Here is a 16,051-nt window from a genome sequence, read left to right as displayed (position 1 = left end):
CCCCGACCCGGGGGGCAGTACCCTCCTGTCCCTGCGGGGGGGGGGGGGGGGGGCCGCCCCCCCCCCCCCCCCCCCCCACCTCCCGTGCCGCGACGAGGCGGCAGTCCACTTCGGACCACCCAGATGGAGAATCCCATGGACCTGAACGCTCCCGTCCTACCCGGGCCGCTCACCGGGCTGCGCATCGGCATCCTCATGGAGAGCGACTTCGTCGAGACGGAGATCGACTACTACCGCCTGCGGTTCGCCGAGGCGGGCGCCGAGGTGAAGCTCTACACCCGCCTCTGGGGCAACGAGTCGCTGACCTTCACCGGCCGCGAGCTCGGCGGCGAGGTCGCGGTGGACGGCGACCTCGAAGCCCTGGACTACCACGAGCTCAACGCCCTGCACGCGCTGATCGTCCCGTCCGGCATGGTGTCGGACCGGCTCCGCTACAGCGAACGGCCCGGCGGCGTGGCGCCCGCGGTGCAGGTGATGCGCCGCGCGTTCCGCATCCCCCGGCTGCTGAAGGTGTTCTCCTGCCACGGCCTGTGGCTGATGTCCGCCGCGCCGGAGGTCATGGCAGGCCGCACGGTCACCTGCCACAACAACCTGGTCAGCGACGTGCGCAACATGGGCGCGGTCTACTCCGACACCGACGTGGCCGTCGACCGCGACCTGATCAGCACGCGCACCGTCGAGCACTGCCACCTGCTGGCCCGCACCGTCATCGAGCAGCTGTCCGCCAGGCTGGTGGCGGCGTGACCGCGGCGCCCGAACGCACCTACTCCGACCTCTACGGCGGCTACGTCGTCGAGTCCTCCGGCGACCGGCTGGTGCTGGACACGTTCGGCGGCGACCGCGAGGTCGTGCACCGCACGTCGGAGACCGCGGCCCAGCTGGTGCGCAACCTCGGCGAGCCCTACCGGGACGTCAACGGCCGGCTGGACGAGATGCTCAAGCCGGGCGCGATGGTGTTCAGCTTCGGCCCCGTCTACCCCGGCCCGCGCCGCCAGCAGGCGGAGCGGATCTGGCTGGTCGCGGACGACGCGGGCCGCCCGGTGTTCGACCGGCCCGACTGGTGGGTCGACCAGGTCCGGTCGCTGGCGAAGTTCTACCGCCGCGCGCAGTTCGGCACGGGCCCGGTGGACTTCGCCGACTACCGCACGGTGCTGCGGCTGGGCGGCGACAAGACCGATTCGCACGTGCAGGAGACCGACACGATCTCCCGCCTGGTCTACGGCATGGCCACCGCGTACATGCTGACCGGCGACGAGGCGCACCTGGAGGTCGCCGAGCGCGGCTCCGAGTACCTGCGGGACAACCTGCGCTTCGTCGACGAGACCGACGTCGGCCGCCTGGTGTACTGGTACCACGGCCTGGAGGTCGACGGCGGCAGGCAGCGCAAGCTGTTCGCCTCCGAGTTCAGCGACGACGAGCTGACCATCCCGGCCTACGAGCAGATCTACGCGCTCGCCGGCCTGGTGCAGACCTACCGGCTCACCGGCACGCCGTGGCTGCGCGACGACATCGAGGCGACGATCCGGCTGTTCGAGCGGCACTTCGCCGACCCGCGCCTGGGCGGCTACTTCTCGCACGTCGACCCGCTGACCCTGAGCCCGCACGCGGAGTCGTTGGGGCGCAACAGGTCGCGCAAGAACTGGAACTCCGTCGGCGACCACGCACCGGCCTACCTGTTCAACCTGTACCTGGCCACCGGCGAGCAGCGCTACCTGCGGATGCTGGAGCACACGTTCGACATGATCGTGACCCACTTCCCCGACCGGGGCCCGGACGCGAGCCCGTTCGTGCGCGAGCGGTTCCACGCGGACTGGACGCCGGACAAGACGTGGGGCTGGCAGCAGGACCGCGCGGTGGTGGGGCACAACCTCAAGATCGCGTGGAACCTCACCCGGATGAACGCGTTGCGCCCCAAGAACGAGTACACGCGCACGGCCGCGCGGCTGGCCGCCACCATGCCGGGCGTCGGGCGCGACCCCCGGCGCGGCGGCTGGTACGACGTGCTGGAGCGGCAGGCCCGCGACGGGCGGCACGCGTTCGTCTGGCACGACCGCAAGGCGTGGTGGCAGCAGGAGCAGGCGATCCTGGCCTACCTGGTCCTGGCGGGCTCCACGGGCGACGCCGAGTACCTCAAGCACGCGGCCGAGGCCGAGGCGTTCTACAACGCGTTCTTCCTCGACCACGACGACGGCGCGGTGTACTTCGCCGTGCAGGCCGCCGGATCGCCCTACCTCGCGGGCCTGGAGCGCCTCAAGGGCAACCACTCCATGAGCATGTACCACTCCGCGGAGCTGTGCTACCTCGCGACCGTCTACAACAGACTGCTGTGGCACGGCGAGCCGCTCGACCTGTGGTTCTCGCCGGACGCGGACGCGACGTTCCCGGGCGGCCTGCTGCGGGTGGCCCCGGACGCGTTGCCGCGCGGTCGGGTGGTGCTCGACCGGGTGCTCGTGGACGGCAGTCCGTACCAGGACTTCGACGCGGAGAAGATGACGGTGAAGCTGCCGGAGGGCACGGCCAGGCGGACGGTCCAGGTGCGCCTGCGGCCCCTGGGGGAGGACGAACGGTGACCACGACGGCGACGGGCCGCCTGGCCGGGCTGCGGCTCGCACCGGGCAGCCCCACCCCGTTCGGGGCTACCCCGACGGCGGACGGCGTGAACTTCGCGGTCGCCGCGGCGCGGGCGGACCGCATGTGGCTGGTGCTGATGGACCGCGACGACGGTTCGGTCCTCACCGAACTGGAGTTCCCGCCGGAGCACCGGGTCGGCGAGGTGTTCACCGCGCACGTGCTCGGCCTGGCGCCCGCGGACGCGGACTACGGGTTCCGGGTCGAGCGCGCCGGCGAGCGCGGTCCCGTGCTGCTCGACCCGGACGCGCGGCTGCTGGCCGGCGCCGGCGAGTGGGGGCGGCGGCCCGCCTACCGGTCGCGGATCGCCACCCCGGACTTCGACTGGGGCGACGACCGGCCGCCGCGCGTGCCCACCGAGGACCTGGTGGTCTACGAGCTGCACGTGCGGGGCTTCACCCGGTCCGAAACGTCCGGTGTGGCCGCTCCCGGCACGTTCGCCGGGTTGGCCGAGAAGATCCCGTACCTGCGCCGGCTCGGGGTCAACTGCGTGGAGCTGATGCCGGTCTTCGAGTTCGACGAGACCGACAACGTCCACGTGCACCCGGAGACGGGCGTGCCGCTGCTCAACACGTGGGGCTACAGCCCGGTCGGCGTGTTCGCACCGAAGGCGAACTACGCCCGCGGCGAACGGCCCGACGTGGAGCTGAAGGAACTGGTGAAGCAGCTGCACGCGGCGGGCATCGAGGTGGTCCTGGACGTGGTCTTCAACCACACGTCCGAGGGCGACCACCGCGGGCCCACGCTGTCGCTGCGCGGCTTGGACGAGTCGTCCTACTACCTGCTCGACGAGTCCGGCAGGCACCGCAACTTCAGCGGCGCGGGCAACACGCTCAACGCCAACCACCCGCTGGTGCGGGAGTGGGTCGTGCGCAGCCTGCGCCACTGGGTGCACGAGTACCACGTGGACGGCTTCCGCTTCGACCTCGCCTCGGTGCTCACGCGCGGCCGTGACGGCGCGCCGCTGGCCGACCCGCCGCTCGTGGCGGCGCTGGCCGCGGACCCCGTGCTGGCGGGCACGCGGCTGATCGCGGAGGCGTGGGACGCGGGCGGCCTCTACCAGGTCGGTGCCTTCCCGCACTACGGCCGATGGATGGAGTGGAACGGGCGGTACCGCGACGCGCTGCGGGCGTTCCTGGTGGGACGCGGGGGAACCACCGGTGACGTCGCCACCCGACTCGTCGGATCGCCCGACCTCTACAGCGGGCGCGGCGCCACCGCGTCGGTCAACTTCGTGACCTGCCACGACGGGTTCACCCTCGCCGACTGGGCGTCCTACGACCACAAGCACAACCACCTCAACGGCGAGGACGGCCGCGACGGCGAGGACCACAACGCCAGCTGGAACGGCGGCGTGGAGGGGCCGACCGACGACCCGGAGGTGCTCGGCACGAGGGCGCGGCAGGTGCGCAACGCGCTGTTGCTGCTGCTCACCAGCCGGGGCGTGCCGATGCTGCTGGCCGGCGACGAGTTCGGCCGCACGCAGGGCGGCAACAACAACGCCTACCCGCACGACGGTCCGTCGACCTGGGTCGACTGGTCGCTGGTCGACCGCAACCGGGACCTGGTCGAGTTCACCAGGGCCTGCCTGGAGTTCCGGCGGGCGCACCCGGTGCTGCGGCGCGCCGAGCACCCGCACGGTGAATCCACACCGGACGGCGGCTACCCGCCGGTCAGTTGGCACGGCGAGCGCGCTTGGCAACCGGATTGGTCGGCCGACTCGCACCTGGTGATCGCCATGATCCACGATCCGAATCCGGGGGGCGCTGGATTGTCGGATCGTTTGGATACTGTGGTCGTGGCCGCGAACGCCGGGTCAGAGGACAAGGAAGTGGCTCTCCCCCAGCCACCCGCCGACAGCACGTGGCGCGTCTTCGCCAACACCGGATTCGCCCGGCCGCTCGACGCCGCGACGACGCTGCGCGACGGCCACGTCCTGCGCCTGCCCGCGCGGTCCGCGGCCGTGCTGTGGGCGCACACATCGTCCAACGAGGAGGGTTCGGGATGAGCACGTCGGTCTACTCGGGGTCGAACGGCCGGTCGACCACGATCCACCTGGCAGGCGAAGTGGACGACGAGGCGCTGCCCCGTCTGCGGGACCTGCTCGACGAACTCGGCGGCGGGCAGGTGCGCCGCCTCGTGATCGAGATGCGCGAGGTGACCGGCCTGACGCCGGGCGCCGTCCGCGCCCTGGTCTACGCCCAGCAGCGGCTGCCGGCGGGCGCCGAGGTCATCGTCGTCGGCGCGCGGCCGTCGGTGATGGCGGCGTTGGCGCTGGGCGGGTTGGGAGGCACCGCGACTCTGGCGAGCTAGTCATCGCCCGGAGCACACCGCGGCGACGCGGTGCCGGTGCGACAACGGGTCAAGACAGAACCACTTGGGGGAGTTTCTGGTGGAGTTGCAGACGCATTTAGCTGGCGGTGCGCGTGCGTTCGCGCACCGGATGTTCCAGTCCATGCCGCGTGCGGACCAGCGGCGTTGGGCTGAGATCTACCTGTCGGGCCTCGTCAACGCGGTCGGGCGCAAGTCCATCAGCAAGATCGCCGAGCTGGCGGGCGGCGGATCGGCCGTCCAGTCGCTGCAGCAGTTCGTCAACCAGAGCCCGTGGGACTGGCAGCCGGTGCGCGACGCGCTGGCGCTGTACCTCGTGGAGCGGTTGCCGGTGCGGGCTTGGTTGGTCGGGCACGCGGTGATCCACAAACGCGGCGACCACTCGGTGGGGGTCGAGCGCCGGTTCGTGCGTCACGCGGGTCGCCTGGTCAACTGTCAACTGGGGATGAGCCTGCAACTGGACGTCGAGGAGACCGCCGTGCCGGTCAACTGGCGGCTGCTGCTGTCGAGGCGGTGGACCGAGGACGCGGAGCGGCGTCGTCGCACGAGGATCCCGGACCACGAGGGAGGTATCTGCGCGCGCGGGCACATGCTGGGGATGCTCGACGAGCTGATCGCCCTGCGCGTGCCGGCCGCGCCGGTGGTGTTCGACGCCACGGACATGCCCACGGCATCACGTCTGCTCGACGACCTGACCGATCGCGGACTGGGGTACGTGATCGGCGTCAAGGGCGACGAGCGCCTGCTGGCGGAGCCGCACCTGCGCGCGGTGCCGGGGACCAGGCAGGCGGACCAGCGGGTCGGCCGGCGGGCGCTGAGCCCGTCGGAGGTCCTGCGCGGCTGGCGGGAGCACCCGTCGGCCCACCGGGTCTGGCCGCAGTTGACCGGGCACGGCGCGGGCCGCGTCCAGGTCCGCGCGGCGTCGGCGCGGCTGGTCGACACCGAGAGGCGTCAGGGGTCGCCGGTGCGGCTGGTCGCCGAGCGCCCGATCGGCAGCACCGCGCCGACGCGGTACTGGATCACCAACCTGGTGGACCGGGCGGTGCCGGAGCTGTTCGACCTGATCGCCCGGAAGGACCGGGCGGACGCGAACGCGGCGCGCGACCCCTACGGCCTGCACGACTTCGAGGGCCGCAGCTACCAGGGCTGGCACCACCACATGACGATGGTGTCGGTGGCCCACGCGTACGCCCTGCTGACGGGCGCCCGCACGGACGCCGACTACCTGCCGTCGGAGAACGCCACGTCGTGACACCGGTCCGGGTGGCCCGCCGCAGCCGGCGGCGGGCCATCCCGGCGGGTCCATCCCGGCGGGTCCGGCCCGGCTCAGGCGGCCGCGCGTCGGGCGAGGATGTCGGCGAACAGCACGCGCTGCTCCTCGGTCATCAGGTCCTTGTAGACCGGCAGGGCCTGGTTCTTGGCGATCACGAGGAACCACGCGTCGGGCTGTTCGTCGACGCGCTGGATCGTCGACCACGCCAGCCGCTGCTCGTACGACTCCGCCTTCATGGCGAAGCCGGCTTCGTCCAGGGTCAGCTCGTAGTCCTGCCGGGCGGAGGGGTTCAGGGCGCGCAGGCTCTGCCGCACCATGAACGGCTCCAACAAGAAGGCGTACGCCAGGCCAAGGACGATCAACAGCACCGGGAACGGCCAGTCGCTGCCGGTGAGCCACATCAGTCCGCCGGCCGGCACCATGATCATGCCCAGGACGCGCAACTTCTTGGTCTGCGGGCGCACCACGAACTTGAGCGCGCGACGCAGGCGCTGCTCGTCGTACGGGACGTGGACGGAGATCTGCACTCGCGGATGCTAATCGAATCGCGCCGCAGGTTTCCCCGCTTTCACCAGACGACGTCACCGCGTTTTCCAACCCCCCAACGGGTCCCGCCCGCGTCGATGAGCGGTTGCGTCGATCAGCGGTTGGCGTCGTCGCGGGACAGGCGCAGCCAGCCGAGCAGCAGGGCGCCCGCGGCCCAACAGAGCATCGTGACGAACGAGGACGTGCGCGTCATCCCCGGCACCTCGCCGATCAGCAGGAACGCCGCGCCCGAACCGGGCAGGAGGTCGGCGAGCGCGGACATCCACTCGTAGCCGAAGTTCGGCAGCATCAGCGGCAGCACGAGCATCAGCAGGAACACGGTGACGAGCACGCCCGCCGTGTGGCGGAGCAGGAAACCGAGACCCAGCGCGAACGCCGACCCGGCCGCGAACACGAAAGCGACGTCGGGCAGCACGTCCCAGCCGCCGCCGAGGGTGAGCAGCGGCCGTGCGGCGAGGAAGGACGCGAGGGTCGCGGCGGACGCCAGCAGCACGCCGACGCCGGTGGCCGCACCCACCGCCACGGTCGCCCGCGACAGGAACAGGACCGCACGACGCGGCGTCCACTGCAGGCTCGGCACGATCCCGCCCGTCGCGTAGTCGGACGTCACCGCGGTGAGGGCGAGCGCGAGCAGCGCGAACTGACCCGGCAGACCGGTGACGGCCGCCGCCGCCCGCGCCGACCCGCCCTGCGGCGGATCGGGTTCGAGGCCGCCTCCAGGCCCGCGATGGTCGCGATGCCCACCATCGTCACGGCCGCCGCGGCCAGGAACCACCACGTCGCCCTCACCGTCCACAACCGCGTCCACTCCGCGGCGCACGCGCGGGCGAACACGCGTCCGATGCGGACGTCGTGAGCCAGGGCCGTCACCGTGCCTCCTCCGTCGTGAGCACGGGCTCGCGGCCGTGGTGCTCGACGCTGCTGTCGGTCAGTTCCAGGTACGCGTCCTCGAGCGACTGGCGCACCTCGGACAGGTGGTGCAGCGGGACGTTCAGCGAGTGGGCGAGCGCGCCCACCTCCTCGGCCGTGCCGCCGTCGACGCGCAGCTCGCGTCCGTCGACCCGCTCCACGTCGAACCCGTGCTCGCGGAGCCCGGCGAGCAGGTGGTCCGGTTCGGGGCTGCGCACGCGCACCTGGACGTGCCCGAGCCCGCTGGAGGATCTGCTCGGTCGTGGCGTCGGCGATGAGCCGGCCGCGGCCGATGACGACCAGCCGGTCGGCGATCTGCTCCATCTCGCCGAGCAGGTGGCTGGAGATCAGCACGGTGCGGCCCTCGTCGGCGAGTTGGCGCAGCAGGCCGCGGATCCACCGGACGCCGTCGAGGTCGAGCCCGTTGATCGGCTCGTCGAACACCAGCACGCCGGGGTCGCCGATGAGCGCGGTCGCGATGCCCAGTCGTTGCCGCATCCCGAGCGAGTAGCCCTTGATCCGCCGACGTGCCGCGCCGCCGAGCCCCACCCGCTCGATCACCTCCTCCACCCGGCGTCGCGGGATCCTGTTCGACCGGGCGGCCACGCGCAGGTGACCGCGCCCGGTGCGGCCGGGGTGCGCCGCGCCGGGGTCGAGCAGCGCGCCGACCTCCCGGAGCGGTTCGGCGAACGACGCGTACGGCCGCCCGTTCACCAGCGCCGTGCCCGTGGTCGCCCGGTCGAGGCCGAGCACGACCCGCATCGTGGTGGACTTGCCCGCGCCGTTCGGGCCGAGGAACCCGGTCACCTTGCCGGGCTCGACGGTGAAGCTCAGGTCGTCGACGGCGAGCACGTCGCCGTAACGCCGGGTCAGCCCGCGCACCTCGATCACCGGTCGTCCTCGTCCCCAGCCGGCGCGACGAGGACGCCGTCCTCGTCGTCGTCGACCCACTCGAGCAGGTCGCCCGGCTGGCACTCCAGCACCCGGCACATGGCCTCCAGCGTGCTGAACCGCACCGCCTTCGCCCGGCCGTTCTTCAGCACGGCCACGTTCGACGGCGTGAGCCCGATCCGCTCGGCGAACTCACCGACGCTCATCTTGCGCTTGGCCAGCTCGACGTCGATGCGCACGATGATCGCCATCAGATGACCTGCTCCATGTCGGACCGCAGCGTGGTGGCCTGCCGCAGCAGCGCGCGCATCACCACCACCAGCAGCCCCACCACGGTGATGCCGATCGACATCAGGAACAGCACGAGCGGGCCGCCGGGGTCGTCGGCGTTGAAGCCGACGTAGAGGAAGAAGCACTGGAACACGACCCACGCGGCGGCGATCGCCCACACGATCGCGTCCACCCACCTCAACGACGCCTCGCTGAAGATGCGGTCCTTCTGCACCAGGGTGAGCAGCTTCCAGATGGACACGATGACCACCTGGACGCACAGCACCCAGAACACCGACACCGCGGTCAGCGGCCACCTCAGGTACGCGAGGTCCGGCGACTCCTCGGCCATGCTCCGGAACTGGCCGGGCAGCGACATGACCTGGAACAGGACCAGGACGCCGAACATCAACACGAGGAACACCCGGAGCGCGACTACCGCTCGATGCGTCGTAAGCATGCATCGAGTTTCGCGCGCTACCTATCGAATGTCAATCGGTACCTATCGACACACGGTAAGTCAGCACGCCGTCACGGATGGTCAGCCCAATGAACCGGGCACCAACGCCGCCTCGACCGTGACCCCGGTCCGCGCCGGCCGGACGATGCTCTTCAACGCCGCCTCCGGGCGCGGTGCGGCGGGCTAGCCTGGCCCGACGGCAGCACTGGGGACGGCTTCGGCCGTGATGAGGGGAGCCTGATGAGTTCCGCACGCACGTGGAAACGCCTCGCGGCGATCGGCGCGGTCACCGCCGCCGCGCTCGTGGGGGTCACGACACCGGCCGGCGCGGCCACGTCCACCACCTTCGGGCCGGTGGCGATCACCGACGTGCCGGCCGCGAGCAAGAAGATGCACAAGGTGCAGGCGATGGGCCGGATCGAGGCGTCCATGACGGCCGGGCAGACCGCCTACGTCTACTCGACCCTGCGCGCCTACAACTCCGCGCACGTCAACCTGGTCGACAACGAGGTGCGCTGCGCCGGCGCGGGCGGCGGCAACGTCGTCCTCGGCGAGAACCTCGACCCGGCCGCCAACGCCAACCCGGGCCGCGGCGACATCACGATCATCAACCGGTTCCTGGTCTCCGCCACCTCGACCGGCACGCTGACGTGCACCCTCTACGTGCGGACCAGCTCGCTGGCCGAGGCCACGTCCTCGTTCACGGTCAGCGGCACGTTGCGCTTCGCCTCCCTGCAGGTCGCGGAGGACGTGAACGGGTCGGCGATGCAGACGTCGCTGCCCAACGGCAACACCGTGGTCGGGGCCAAACCCGTCTACACGCCGATCCTCGACCGGACCATCGGGTCGGGCCACGAGGAGGTCGCGGTGATCGCGGACGTGGAGTACATGTCCTGCTACCCCACCGCGTGCGAGCACTCCAGCACGACGTCCGGCGCGCGCTTCACGTTGTACGCCCACCAGATGAACGGCGAAGCCATCTGCGCTTCCGCACCGGCCGCCCAGACGAGCGTGAGCGTGTCCAGGCAGACCCACCACAAGGCGGTGCCGCTGTACACCACGATCACTCTCCAGCCGGGGTGCGACCGGATCTACGCCTACGTGCGGGCGGAGTACGTCGACGGGCCCACGGGCGCGATCCAGGGGCAGGCGAACGGCCTGACCGACGAGTCCGGCTCCGCGGGTCCGGGCGTGCCGCAGCACAACTCGGCGATGACGCACATGTTCGCCGTGCCCAGCTAGCCGAGCCGGTCAGCGACGCCGGGGGTGCCCGAGCGCGGCGGGTGGCGTGTTGCCCGCCGTGGCGCCCTCGGCGTACTGCGGTGTCACGATGAAGACGAACTCGTGCACGCGGTCGGCGGCGAGCCGGTCCAGGACGTAGGACTCGCCGATGCGGATGCCGTGGCGCATGATCAGTTCCTGGTGCACGGGGAACGCCGTGCCGTCGTCGTTGACCGGGTTGCCCAGCACCTCCAGGGCCCACGTGTCGCCGCCGACGATCACCGGGCGGGAACGGGCCAGCCAGCGCGCCTCGCGCAGGTAGATGCCGGGCAGCCCGCGCGAACCCTCCCAGCGGGCGATGTCGGCCGGGTCGCGGCGGGCCAGCAACTGGTTCCAGCCGGTGCGGAACAGCACCACGTCACCGGGCTCCAGGTGGCGGACGCCGCCGAACTCCATGGCGTCCCGGATGTCGTCCAAGGTGATGCGGTAGTTCTCGCGCAGCAGCGGCCGGCCGTTGCTCGCGGGTTCGGCCAGGTCCTCGACGCGGTCGCGGGCGAGCTTCACCCCGAGCACGTCCAGCAGCACGCCCCTGGTGACCACCGGGCCCATGTGCTCGGCGCCGAGCCGGACGGTGCCGTGGCCGCGGGCGATGTCGGGCCCGCGCAGGCCGTTGTAGAACAGGTCGGACGCGCCGATGTGGTTGAGGTTGTCGAGCTGGCTGCCGATCTGGTGCGTCGCGGCGAGCGGTTTCGGGTGCCTGGGCGAGAACTCCGCCTCGAACCGCTCCTCGTGCAGGCTCAACCTGTTGTCGCCCAGCGGTTCCAGCTTGACCAGGACGCCGCCCTGCTCGGCGAAGCCCGGTGGCGGCGGGTATCCCCAGATCGTGAGCCGCTGCTCGTAGGTGCGGCGCGGGTCGGTGCTGAAGGCCGGGAAGCCGTTCCACATCAGCTCGCCGAGGTTGTAGGTGGTGACCTCGCGGTGCGCGCGCAGCAGGCCGAGCGCGGCGGCGGTCTTGGCCGGCGTGACCTCGTTGAACGCGCCGCGCTGGTCGTCGGGCCCGTACCGGCTCGGCGCCCAGTCGGCCAGGTTCGCCGGGTCGGCGTAGTCGAACGGCGTGTCGTCCGGCCGGCCGGCCTCGGCGGGCGCGGCGCCGGCGGGAGCTCCGACCAGTCCGGCGGCGCCGGCGGCACCGGCCAGCTTGAGCACGTCACGGCGTCCGAAGCGGTGCTCGGCGAGGTAGTTGCGCAGCAGGTCCGGGTTCACTCGGCGGCTCCTTCGGTGGTGGGCAACCCCTCAGCCCTATCGAATGCCCCGGGGCCACCGCAACGGACGTCACCGCAATGCGTGAACGGTCCGGCCGGCACGACGCCACCGCGCGCCGAGGATTGCCCGTTGATCCATTTGGGCACACCACCTTGGTGATGACGACACGTGAGGCGCGGCAGGTGGTGGTCGTCGAGCGGTTCGCGGTGCGGAGCGCGGTGTCGTGGGTGGCCGCGGCCGCCGCCGGTGTCGCGTTCGCGGTGGTCGTGGTGTCCGTGTGGGCGGAGTGGGCGCCCGTGCGCGAGGTCGACCAGGCGATCTCGGACGGGCTCACGCGGTGGGTCGGCGGGTCGGGAGGCCTCGTCGCGGCGATGAGCGGGATGACGCGGCTCGGTGACACGGCGACGCTCACCGGGGTGACCGCGTTGGCGGTGGCTTGGCTGCTCCTGCGCCGGCGGCCCTGGGTGGCGGCGCACGTGGTCGTCACGGCGCTCGGTGGCGGGTTGCTCGGCGTGGTGGTGAAGGAGCTGGTCGAGCGGCTGCGCCCGCTGGTGGACGTCGAGGTGGCCACCGCCGCGGGCTGGAGCTTCCCCAGCGGGCACACGCTCGGGGCCACCGTGACGTACGGCGTGCTGCTGCTGGTGTTCGCCTCCGTTCGGCGGGCACGTCGGGTGTTGGCCCCGCTGGTGGTCGCGGTCGTGGTGGTGGTCGGCTTCACGAGGGTCGCGCTCGGCGTGCACTACGCCACGGACGTGCTCGGCGGCTGGCTGCTCGGCCTGGTGTGGCTGGCCCTGACCACCGAGGTGTTCCGCCGGTGGCGGCGTGAGGAGGGACTGCCGGAAGTGCCGCTGTCGCGGGGTTTGGCGCCGGAAGCGGCGGACGACCTCCGGCCCGTGTCCGGGCGCCGGGTGCGGGTGCCGCCCGACTTCCGGCTGGTCGCGGCGCGGCTGCTGGTCGTCTGGGGCCTGCTGCTCGGCGCGTTGTTCGCCCTCGGCTCGTGGCTGACCGCCGCCGGACCGGACGTGCCGACCGCCTGGGACCGGGCCGTCGTCGAGTGGATCGCGCAACGCCGCGTCCCCGGCTGGGACGCGGCGATGGACCGGGTCGGGGCGTTCAGCGGCACGTGGCCGGTGATCGGGGCCGCGGTGGTCGCCTGCGTGCTGGCGCTGGCCACGACGCGCTCCTGGCGGCCCGTGCTGCTGGTCGCGTTGGGGATGCTGGGTGAGGTCACGCTGTTCCTGATCACCACCGCGATCGTCGACCGCGCCCGCCCGGCGGCCAAGCTGCCCGACGGCCTGCCGCCCACGTCGAGCTTCCCGTCCGGTCACGTCGCCGCGTCGGTGGTCCTCGGCACGTCGGTGGCCGTGCTGGTCGTGCGCGGCACGCGGAAGTGGTGGCGGTGGGCGGTGGTGGCGATCGCCCTGGCGATACCGGTGGCGGTGGCCGCGCAACGCCTCTACACGGGCGTCCACTACCCCACCGACCTGCTCGGCAGCCTCCTGCTGGCCCTGCCCTGGGTCACCGCGGTGGCCCTGTCGACGGTCGGCCCCGGGTCCGGCTCGGCAGCGGACGCGGTCAGGGCCCGGCGAACAGCGGGGTGAGGGCGGCGACCAGGTCGGTGACCAGCGCGGCGGCCCTCGGGTAACCGGTGGCGCTGTCGTGCCCGGTCAGCACCGCGACCACGTAGCGGCCGTCGACCACGCCGGTGGTGTTGAGCACCCGCAGGCCGTCGTAGCAGCACGCCCAGCCCTGCTTCACGCCCCACTGGTGCGCGCCCACGGCGTCGGGGATGCCGAAGGTCTGGTCGAAGCCGTCGGCGCCGGTCGGCGTCGCGCCCTCCAGCGCGGGCACGATCACCCCGGCGTGCGGCGAGTGCAGCACGTGCCGGTAGACGGCGACGACGTCGCGTGCGGTCATCCGGGTGTCGCCCCACTGGTTCGGGTCGGCCGGCGGCGACAGGCCCGGCAGCCCGATCTCCTCCGCCCAGCGGCGCGGGATCGACGGGCGCCACAGGCGGTTGGCGATGTCGTCGTCGCTGGTGGCGATCATCCGGGCCACGTCGCGGGCCGGCGCGGCGCCGCGGTCCAGCGCGTCGAGCGCGATCAGCAGCTTCACCACGGACGCCGTCGGGAACGGCTCGTCAGGGCGTTCGGCGAACAGCTCCGCGCCCGAGCGCAGGTCGTGCACCAGGACGCCGCGACGCACCGACGGCGCGAACCCGGCCAGGCTCACCGGCTCCGGTTCGGGCTCCGGTGTCGGTGCGGGCTCGGGCGTCGGCTCGACCGACACCGCCACCTCGGGTGGTGCCGCGGTCGTCGGGCCCGGCGCGCTGACCGTGACCGCCACCGACAACACCTCGGCCCCGGCCCTCGGCGAGACGTCCTCGCCCTGGGCCAGACCGGTGACGACCATCGCCGTCACCGCGCCGACGCACAACGCCGCCAACCCGCTCCGCGCTCTGTCCACACCCCTGAAATGCCGGTGACGCCGCGAAACGTTGACCGGAAGTCGAGGCAACCTCACACCGCCTCACGCGTCCCGCGCGTGGCCGGGCGCGGGCGCGGCGGGTCGCGTCAAAGCGCCGACGCACAACGACCCCGGTCATTCGAAAGCATTCGAAGTCGAATGCGGTCGAATAACGGGAAGGGGTGCGTCCGGCGTGGGCTTCCGGGTGATCTGGAATATCCGAAACAATAATTCATTGAACGTAAAAGGTCTTCACGACAAGTGGGTTCCCTGCTAACGTCCGATTTCTGGAAGCGTTCCCGGAAATCTCGCCGCCACCTGTTTGCGATCATCCGACCAGGGAGCCGAAGATGCCACTGAAGTCATCACCAGGCCTGACCGGCAGGCGGCGGGCACGTCGCGGGTTCGCGGCGACCGCGGCGTTCGCGTTCGCCGCGGCCATGGCGCTCGGAACGGGCCCGGCCGCCGCGGACGTGACCGCCGCGGCGCGCGTGGACAACCCGTACGCCGGCGCGTCGGTGTACGTGAACCCGGACTGGTCCGCGAAGGCGCGGGCCGACGGCGGGTCGGCCATCGCCAACCAGCCGACGTTCGTCTGGATGGACCGGATCGCCGCGATCAACGGCACGACCGGCGCCCGCGGCCTGCGCGCGCACCTGGACAACGCCCTGAGCCAGGCGGCCGGGCGCACGATGGTCGTGCAGTTCGTCATCTACAACCTGCCCGGCCGCGACTGCGCCGCGCTCGCGTCCAACGGCGAGCTGGGCCCGGACGACCTGCCGCGCTACAAGTCCGAGTACATCGACCCGATCGCCGCGATCATGGGCGAGTCGAAGTACGCGAACCTGCGCATCGTGACGATCATCGAGATCGACTCGCTGCCCAACCTCGTGACGAACGTCGGCAGCCGCCCGACCGCGACCGCCATGTGCGACCGGATGCTGCAGAACGGCAACTACGTCAACGGCGTCGGGTACGCGCTGGCGAAGCTCGGCGCGATCGGCAACGTCTACAACTACATCGACGCCGCCCACCACGGCTGGATCGGGTGGGACGACAACTTCAGCGCCTCCGCGACGCTGTTCGCCCAGGCCGCCCGCGCGTCGGGCAGCACGGTGAACAACGTCACCGGTTTCATCGCGAACACGGCGAACTACGGGGTGCTGAAAGAGGACCACTTCACGATCAACGACACCGTGAACGGCACGTCCGTGCGCCAGTCGAAGTGGGTGGACTGGAACCGCTACGTGGATGAGCTGTCGTTCGCCCAGGCGTTCCGCACGCAATTGATCAGCGCCGGGTTCCCGTCGAACATCGGCATGCTGATCGACACCTCGCGCAACGGCTGGGGCGGTTCCCAGCGCCCGACCGCGAAGGGCCCGACGACGAGCGTGGACGCCTACGTCGACGGTGGCCGGTACGACCGGCGCATCCACCTCGGCAACTGGTGCAACCAGTCCGGCGCCGGCATCGGCGAACGGCCGAAGGCGAGCCCGGCCTCGGGCATCGACGCCTACGTGTGGGCCAAGCCGCCGGGCGAGTCCGACGGCGCGAGCCGGGAGATCCCGAACAACGAGGGCAAGGGCTTCGACCGGATGTGCGACCCGACGTACACGGGCAACGCGCGCAACGGCAACAACATGTCCGGCGCCCTGGCCAACGCCCCGCTGTCGGGCCACTGGTTCTCCGCCCAGTTCCGCCAGCTGATCGCCAACGCCTACCCGCGGCTCTGAGCCGACGCGGCCGGGGGTCCCGGGCCACCCGGTGACCCCCGTCCGCCTGACCAACCAGCC

The 16,051-nt window shown here is 71.8% G+C and carries 15 protein-coding genes; 8 read left to right on the top strand and 7 right to left on the bottom strand.

All coding sequences use genetic code 11. The features are described 5' to 3' along the window. The first annotated feature begins 135 nt into the window (after nt 1-135). The 5 genes from ACZ7GX_RS40315 to ACZ7GX_RS40295 all read left to right on the top strand — a co-directional run bounded on the left by ACZ7GX_RS40315 (nt 136) and on the right by ACZ7GX_RS40295 (nt 6,211). A complete protein-coding gene (locus tag ACZ7GX_RS40315) occupies nt 136-744 on the top strand; it encodes a DJ-1/PfpI family protein (RefSeq protein WP_498785132.1) in 609 nt (202 codons plus the stop codon). After that, entirely contained in the window at nt 741-2,570 is a 1,830-nt protein-coding gene (locus tag ACZ7GX_RS40310; protein ID WP_498785130.1) for an AGE family epimerase/isomerase, read from the top strand. Before ACZ7GX_RS40315 ends, ACZ7GX_RS40310 begins: the two co-directional genes overlap by 4 nt. Continuing rightward, on the top strand, nt 2,567-4,636 hold the full coding sequence (locus tag ACZ7GX_RS40305) for a glycogen debranching protein (RefSeq protein WP_498785128.1): 2,070 nt from the start codon (nt 2,567-2,569) through the stop codon (nt 4,634-4,636). Before ACZ7GX_RS40310 ends, ACZ7GX_RS40305 begins: the two co-directional genes overlap by 4 nt. Further along, nucleotides 4,633-4,941: an STAS domain-containing protein gene (locus ACZ7GX_RS40300; protein WP_498785127.1), complete on the top strand. Its 309-nt coding sequence runs from the start codon at nt 4,633-4,635 to the stop codon at nt 4,939-4,941. Before ACZ7GX_RS40305 ends, ACZ7GX_RS40300 begins: the two co-directional genes overlap by 4 nt. 79 nt (nt 4,942-5,020) lie before the next feature. Continuing rightward, the gene (locus ACZ7GX_RS40295; RefSeq protein ID WP_498785125.1) at nt 5,021-6,211 is read left to right on the top strand and encodes an IS701 family transposase; all 1,191 of its coding nucleotides are present in this window, start codon (nt 5,021-5,023) and stop codon (nt 6,209-6,211) included. A 74-nt stretch (nt 6,212-6,285) separates the two neighbouring features. Here ACZ7GX_RS40295 and ACZ7GX_RS40290 read toward each other — a convergent pair whose 3' ends face one another. From ACZ7GX_RS40290 to ACZ7GX_RS40270, 5 genes are all read right to left on the bottom strand, one after another. Then, nucleotides 6,286-6,759, bottom strand: coding sequence for a YcxB family protein (locus ACZ7GX_RS40290; RefSeq protein ID WP_498785123.1), 474 nt, complete (start codon nt 6,757-6,759; stop codon nt 6,286-6,288). A 113-nt stretch (nt 6,760-6,872) separates the two neighbouring features. Continuing rightward, nucleotides 6,873-7,388, bottom strand: a complete 516-nt coding sequence (locus tag ACZ7GX_RS40285; RefSeq protein ID WP_498785121.1) for a hypothetical protein — start codon at nt 7,386-7,388, stop codon at nt 6,873-6,875. Continuing rightward, a complete protein-coding gene (locus ACZ7GX_RS40280) occupies nt 7,385-8,578 on the bottom strand; it encodes an ABC transporter ATP-binding protein (RefSeq protein ID WP_498785119.1) in 1,194 nt (397 codons plus the stop codon). The genes ACZ7GX_RS40285 and ACZ7GX_RS40280 overlap by 4 nt, the downstream gene beginning before the upstream one ends. Continuing rightward, nucleotides 8,575-8,829 (bottom strand): helix-turn-helix domain-containing protein, encoded by a 255-nt coding sequence (locus tag ACZ7GX_RS40275; protein WP_498785117.1) that lies wholly within the window; start codon nt 8,827-8,829, stop codon nt 8,575-8,577. Before ACZ7GX_RS40275 ends, ACZ7GX_RS40280 begins: the two co-directional genes overlap by 4 nt. Beyond that, nucleotides 8,829-9,308, bottom strand: a complete 480-nt coding sequence (locus ACZ7GX_RS40270) for a DUF2975 domain-containing protein (RefSeq protein WP_498785115.1) — start codon at nt 9,306-9,308, stop codon at nt 8,829-8,831. Before ACZ7GX_RS40270 ends, ACZ7GX_RS40275 begins: the two co-directional genes overlap by 1 nt. Nucleotides 9,309-9,548: 240 nt before the next feature. Between ACZ7GX_RS40270 and ACZ7GX_RS40265 the strand changes: the two genes are divergently transcribed. Continuing rightward, nucleotides 9,549-10,550, top strand: a complete 1,002-nt coding sequence (locus tag ACZ7GX_RS40265; protein WP_498785113.1) for a hypothetical protein — start codon at nt 9,549-9,551, stop codon at nt 10,548-10,550. A gap of 9 nt (nt 10,551-10,559) precedes the next feature. Here ACZ7GX_RS40265 and ACZ7GX_RS40260 read toward each other — a convergent pair whose 3' ends face one another. Next, a complete protein-coding gene (locus ACZ7GX_RS40260; RefSeq protein WP_498785111.1) occupies nt 10,560-11,792 on the bottom strand; it encodes a cyclase family protein in 1,233 nt (410 codons plus the stop codon). Nucleotides 11,793-11,950: 158 nt separating this feature from the next. On the opposite strand from ACZ7GX_RS40260, the gene ACZ7GX_RS40255 reads away from it, so the two are divergent. After that, nucleotides 11,951-13,393 (top strand): phosphatase PAP2 family protein, encoded by a 1,443-nt coding sequence (locus tag ACZ7GX_RS40255; RefSeq protein WP_498785109.1) that lies wholly within the window; start codon nt 11,951-11,953, stop codon nt 13,391-13,393. On the opposite strand, the gene ACZ7GX_RS40250 is transcribed toward ACZ7GX_RS40255, so the two are convergent. Then, a complete protein-coding gene (locus ACZ7GX_RS40250; protein WP_498785107.1) occupies nt 13,368-14,258 on the bottom strand; it encodes a serine hydrolase in 891 nt (296 codons plus the stop codon). The genes ACZ7GX_RS40255 and ACZ7GX_RS40250 overlap by 26 nt on opposite strands. Nucleotides 14,259-14,608: 350 nt before the next feature. Here ACZ7GX_RS40250 and ACZ7GX_RS40245 point away from each other — a divergent pair, with 350 nt between their 5' ends. Next, nucleotides 14,609-15,991 carry a glycoside hydrolase family 6 protein gene (locus ACZ7GX_RS40245; RefSeq protein WP_498785105.1) on the top strand — a complete coding sequence of 461 codons (1,383 nt, stop codon included), beginning with the start codon at nt 14,609-14,611 and terminating at the stop codon, nt 15,989-15,991. Nucleotides 15,992-16,051 lie beyond the last annotated feature (60 nt).

It is taken from the genome of Actinosynnema sp. NPDC037264 (genome assembly GCF_055603705.1).
The sequence above is the reverse complement of the archived record's forward strand: the minus strand, read 5'-3'. Positions and strand labels throughout refer to the sequence as shown.